Consider the following 4,248-nt stretch of genomic DNA (forward strand, 5'->3'; position numbering starts at 1 on the left):
ACTGACGGTGATAACGCCAAATGTGCCGCGTATTACACGGCGGAAGACAACGCGCTGGCGCATGACTGGTCAGAACGTCTTGCGGAGCTTAAAGGTGCTGCCTTTGGAAATCCTCCATACAGCCGCGCCAGTCAGCATGAGGGGCAATACATCACCGGCATGCGTTACATCATGAAACATGCCAGTGCCATGCGTGATAAGGGCGGGCGCTATGTTTTCCTGATCAAAGCTGCCACCAGCGAAGTGTGGTGGCCGGAAGATGCGGATCATATTGCTTTTATTCGCGGGCGTATTGGTTTTGAACTGCCTGCCTGGTTTATCCCGAAAGACGAGAAGCAGGTGCCAACCGGTGCTTTCTTCGCTGGTGCTATTGCCGTTTTCGACAAGACCTGGAAGGGACCGGCAATCAGCTACATCGGGCGCGATGAACTTGAGGCATGTGGTGAGGCCTTTCTGGCGCAAGTTCGCCAGCAGGCAGAAAAACTTGTCAGGGAGATGGCGGCATGACGACGTTAACTCAATGCCAGCAGCAGGTGCTGGATATGCTGATTTCTTACCAGAAAGAACGTGGCTTCCCGCCAACCAATCAGGAGGTGGCAACCATGCTGGGATACCGTTCAGTGAATGCAGCGGTGGAGCATCTTAGAGCACTGGAGAAAAAAGGCGTCATCACGATAAAGCGTGGTGTGGCCCGTGGTATCACTCTTCATACCGCGGTGAAGGACGACGACAGCGAGGCGGTCGGGATTATCCGCTCACTGCTTGCCGGTGAGGAAAACGCCAAGCTGCGTGCAGCCCACTGGTTACATGAGAGGGGCCTGAAAGTATGAAGCTAATACTGCCTTTTCCGCCCAGCGTGAACACGTACTGGCGACACCCCAACAAAGGGGCGTTTGCTGGTAAGAGCCTGATAAGCGCAGCGGGGCGCAAATTCCAGAGCGCGGCGTGTGCAGCAATAGTTGAGCAGTTACGTCGTCTGCCAAAACCAACGTCGGCACCTGCTTCAGTGGAGATCGTGTTGTTTCCTCCGGATAACCGGATCCGCGATCTGAACAACTATAACAAGGCGCTGTTTGACGCCCTGACCCACGCGGGTGTGTGGGAAGACGACAGTCAGGTGAAAAGAATGCTGGTGGAGTGGGGACCGGTTATCCCGGAAGGGAAGGTCGAGATCACTATCAGTAAGTACGAGAAACCGGCGGGTGCAGCAGCCTGATTAAGAGGAGAAACGAAGTATGAATAATCTGATGGTTATTGATGGAATTGAAGTTCGTCGTGATGCTTATGGGCGTTACAGCCTGAACGATCTGCACAGGGCTGCTGGTTCTCTGGATAAGCATAAGCCTGCATTCTGGCTCCGCAATGAGCAAACTGAACGTTTAATAAGCGAGTTGCAGATTTGCAACTCGGTCAATATAGAACCAGTTAACGTTATTCGTGGCGGAAATAACCAAGGGACGTATGTCTGCAAAGAACTGGTGTATGCCTATGCAATGTGGATCAGCCCGTCATTCCATCTGAAGGTGATCCGTACTTTCGACATGGTAACCAGTGCACCGGAAAAATTATCCGGACAGACTGCTGACAAGATGCAGGCTGGTGTGATTCTGCTGGACTTTATGCGCCGGGAATTAAACCTGTCTAACTCTTCAGTGCTTGGAGCCTGTCAGAAACTCCAGGAGGCTGTTGGCTTACCGAATCTGGCACCGCGCTATGCCATTGATGCTCCTGCTGACGCGCCTGATGGCTCAAGCCGCCCCACGCTGTCACTGAGTGCACTGCTGAAGCAGTATGGTATCCGCCTTACGGCTAATCAGGCATATCACCAGATGGCGAAGCTGGGGATCGTCGAACAGCGCGAACGATACAGCCGTACAGCGATTAACAACATCAAAAAATTCTGGTCGCTGACAGCGAAAGGCTGCATGTTCGGCAAGAATATCACCAGTCCCGCAAATCCGCGTGAGACGCAGCCGCATTTCTTCGAATCCCGATTCCCTGAGCTGTTAAAGCTGCTCGATACCGTTCATTGAGGTGACCGTGAGAGCACTACTGCCCCCTGAAATTGCCCCGCGTATGGGGATCGTATTGTTCAGACCAAGTTCAGAGCTGATGCCCCTGTTTATGCAGGGGCGTGTCCTGCTGGAGCCTGAGCCGGAACGTTATTCATCTTTCGCCAGTGGTGCTGTTCCGGCGGCATCACAACCGCTGGCGGATGATCCTGACGTTCGGGCCGTGTTCCGCAATGAGGCAGTGATCCGTCGTGCTGGTGGCGTGGAATGTCTTGAAAGCTGGTTACTTCGTGAAAAAGGCTGCCAGTGGCCTCATTCCGACTGGCACAGCGAGAACATGACCACAATGCGACACGCTCCGGGTGCAATCCGTCTGTGCTGGCACTGCGATAATCAGCTGCGCGATCAGTTCACGGAACGGCTGGAATCAATGGCAACGGATAACTGTGCCCGCTGGGTGTTGTCTGTTGTGCGTCGGGATCTCGGTTTTGATGATAGTCACGTTGTGACAATGCCGGAACTGTGCTGGTGGCTGATTCGTAATGACCTGGCGGATGCCTTACCGGAAAGTGCAGCCCGTAAGGCACTGAGATTACCGAAGCCTGTTGTGCCGTCTGTCACCCGGGAAAGTGACCTTGTGCCTTCGGTTCCTGCCACCAGCATCATCCAGGATAAGGTGAAAAAGGTGCTGGCGCTGAAAGTGGATCCGGAGTCGCCGGAGTCTTTTATGTTACGCCCAAAACGTCGCCGCTGGGTTAATGAAAAGTACACACGCTGGGTTAAGACACAGCCGTGTGCATGTTGTGGAAAGCCTGCTGATGATCCCCTCCACCTGATAGGCCACGGTCAGGGGGGAATGGGTACAAAAGCGCATGACCTCTTTGTGTTGCCTTTGTGCAGAAAGCATCACGACGAGCTGCATGCGGATACCGTGGCATTTGAAGAGAAGTATGGTTCCCAGCTGGAGCTGATATTTCGTTTTATCGATCGTGCGCTGGCAATAGGCGTACTGGCGTAAGTGGAGAACGAGCATGAACCTTGAAGCCTTACCGAAATATTACTCCCCGAAATCTCCAAAACTGAGCGATGACGCACCGGCGACAGGCTCTGGTGGTTTAACGATTACGGATGTGATGGCTGCGCAGGGGATGGTGCAGTCGAAAGCACCGCTTGGGTTTGCCTTATTCCTGGCAAAAGTTGGTGTTCAGGATCCTCAGTTTGCGATTGAAGGTCTGCTCAATTACGCGATGGCACTGGATAACCCGACATTGAATAAATTGAGTGAAGAAACCCGGCTACAGATCATTCCTTACCTTGTGAATTTTGCCTTTGCTGATTATTCTAGGTCTGCGGCAAGTAAGGCTCGCTGTGAGCATTGTGCTGGTACTGGATTTCATAATGTATTGCGCGAGGTGGTGAAACACTCCAGAAGCGGGGAATCTGTTATCAAGGAAGAGTGGGTGAAGGAACTATGTCAGCATTGTCATGGTAAGGGAGAAGTCAGCACAGCGTGCAGAGGGTGTAAGGGTAAAGGTATTGTCCTGGATGAAAAAAGGACCGGCTTCATGGCACGCCTGTTTATAAGATTTGTGGGCGTTGCAATGGAAACCGGTTTAGCCGTTTACCAACTACACTGGCACGACGTCATGTCCAGAAGCTGGTTCCAGACCTGACTGATTATCAGTGGTACAAAGGATATGCAGACGTAATTGATAAACTAGTAACAAAGTGCTGGCAGGAAGAAGCATATGCTGAAACACAATTGAGAAAGGTGACGAGATAAGTGATTTTCGCCGAAGATGGCGACATGAAGCTTGCATTTTTCAAAAAACATGGATAAGATTTTCTCAACGATGGGCTTTGTATGTCTGCCGTTGATAATTTTCACGAACCCGCTGTTGAGCGGGTTTTTATTTACTTGGGTAATGACTCCAACTTACTGATAGTGTTTTATGTTCAGATAATGCCCGATGACCTTGTCATGCAGCTCCACCGATTTTGAGAACGACAGTGACTTCCGTCCCAGCCTTGCCAGATGTTGTCTCAGATTCAGATTATGTCGCTCAATGCGCTGAGTGTAACGCTTGCTGATAACGTGCAGCTTTCCCTTCAGGCGTGATTCATACAGCGGCCAGCCATCCGTCATCCATACCACGACCTCAAAGGCCGACAGCAGGCTCAGAAGACGCTCCAGTGTGGCCAGAGTGCGTTCACCGAAGACGTGCGCCACAACCGT

5 protein-coding genes and 2 pseudogenes are annotated in these 4,248 nt (G+C 52.0%); 6 read left to right on the plus strand and 1 reads right to left on the minus strand.

Features of this window, described 5'->3' with window-relative positions; all coding sequences use genetic code 11:
- The 6 genes and pseudogenes from BGK49_RS10055 to BGK49_RS10080 form a co-directional block, all read left to right on the plus strand.
- A partial coding sequence (locus tag BGK49_RS10055; RefSeq protein WP_061336038.1) for a phage N-6-adenine-methyltransferase occupies positions 1 to 507 on the plus strand: 507 nt, incomplete at its 5' end.
- On the plus strand, positions 504 to 830 hold the full coding sequence (locus BGK49_RS10060; protein ID WP_000210161.1) for a LexA family protein: 327 nt from the start codon (positions 504 to 506) through the stop codon (positions 828 to 830). The genes BGK49_RS10055 and BGK49_RS10060, both read left to right, overlap by 4 nt.
- A complete protein-coding gene (locus BGK49_RS10065; protein WP_000767125.1) occupies positions 827 to 1,216 on the plus strand; it encodes a RusA family crossover junction endodeoxyribonuclease in 390 nt (129 codons plus the stop codon). Before BGK49_RS10060 ends, BGK49_RS10065 begins: the two co-directional genes overlap by 4 nt.
- 19 nt (positions 1,217 to 1,235) lie before the next feature.
- Positions 1,236 to 2,033 carry a KilA-N domain-containing protein gene (locus BGK49_RS10070; RefSeq protein WP_001061406.1) on the plus strand — a complete coding sequence of 266 codons (798 nt, stop codon included), beginning with the start codon at positions 1,236 to 1,238 and terminating at the stop codon, positions 2,031 to 2,033.
- Between the two features lie 7 nt (positions 2,034 to 2,040).
- Positions 2,041 to 3,030 carry a DUF968 domain-containing protein gene (locus BGK49_RS10075; RefSeq protein ID WP_094188680.1) on the plus strand — a complete coding sequence of 330 codons (990 nt, stop codon included), beginning with the start codon at positions 2,041 to 2,043 and terminating at the stop codon, positions 3,028 to 3,030.
- Between the two features lie 13 nt (positions 3,031 to 3,043).
- A pseudogene (locus BGK49_RS10080) lies at positions 3,044 to 3,795 on the plus strand (antitermination protein Q).
- Positions 3,796 to 3,948: 153 nt separating this feature from the next.
- On the opposite strand, the pseudogene BGK49_RS10085 reads toward BGK49_RS10080, so the two are convergent.
- Positions 3,949 to 4,248, minus strand: a pseudogene (locus tag BGK49_RS10085) (IS1-like element IS1X2 family transposase); the annotation flags it as partial.

Origin of the sequence: Shigella sp. FC1544 (assembly GCF_001722145.1) — a bacterium.
GTDB lineage: Bacteria > Pseudomonadota > Gammaproteobacteria > Enterobacterales > Enterobacteriaceae > Escherichia > Escherichia coli.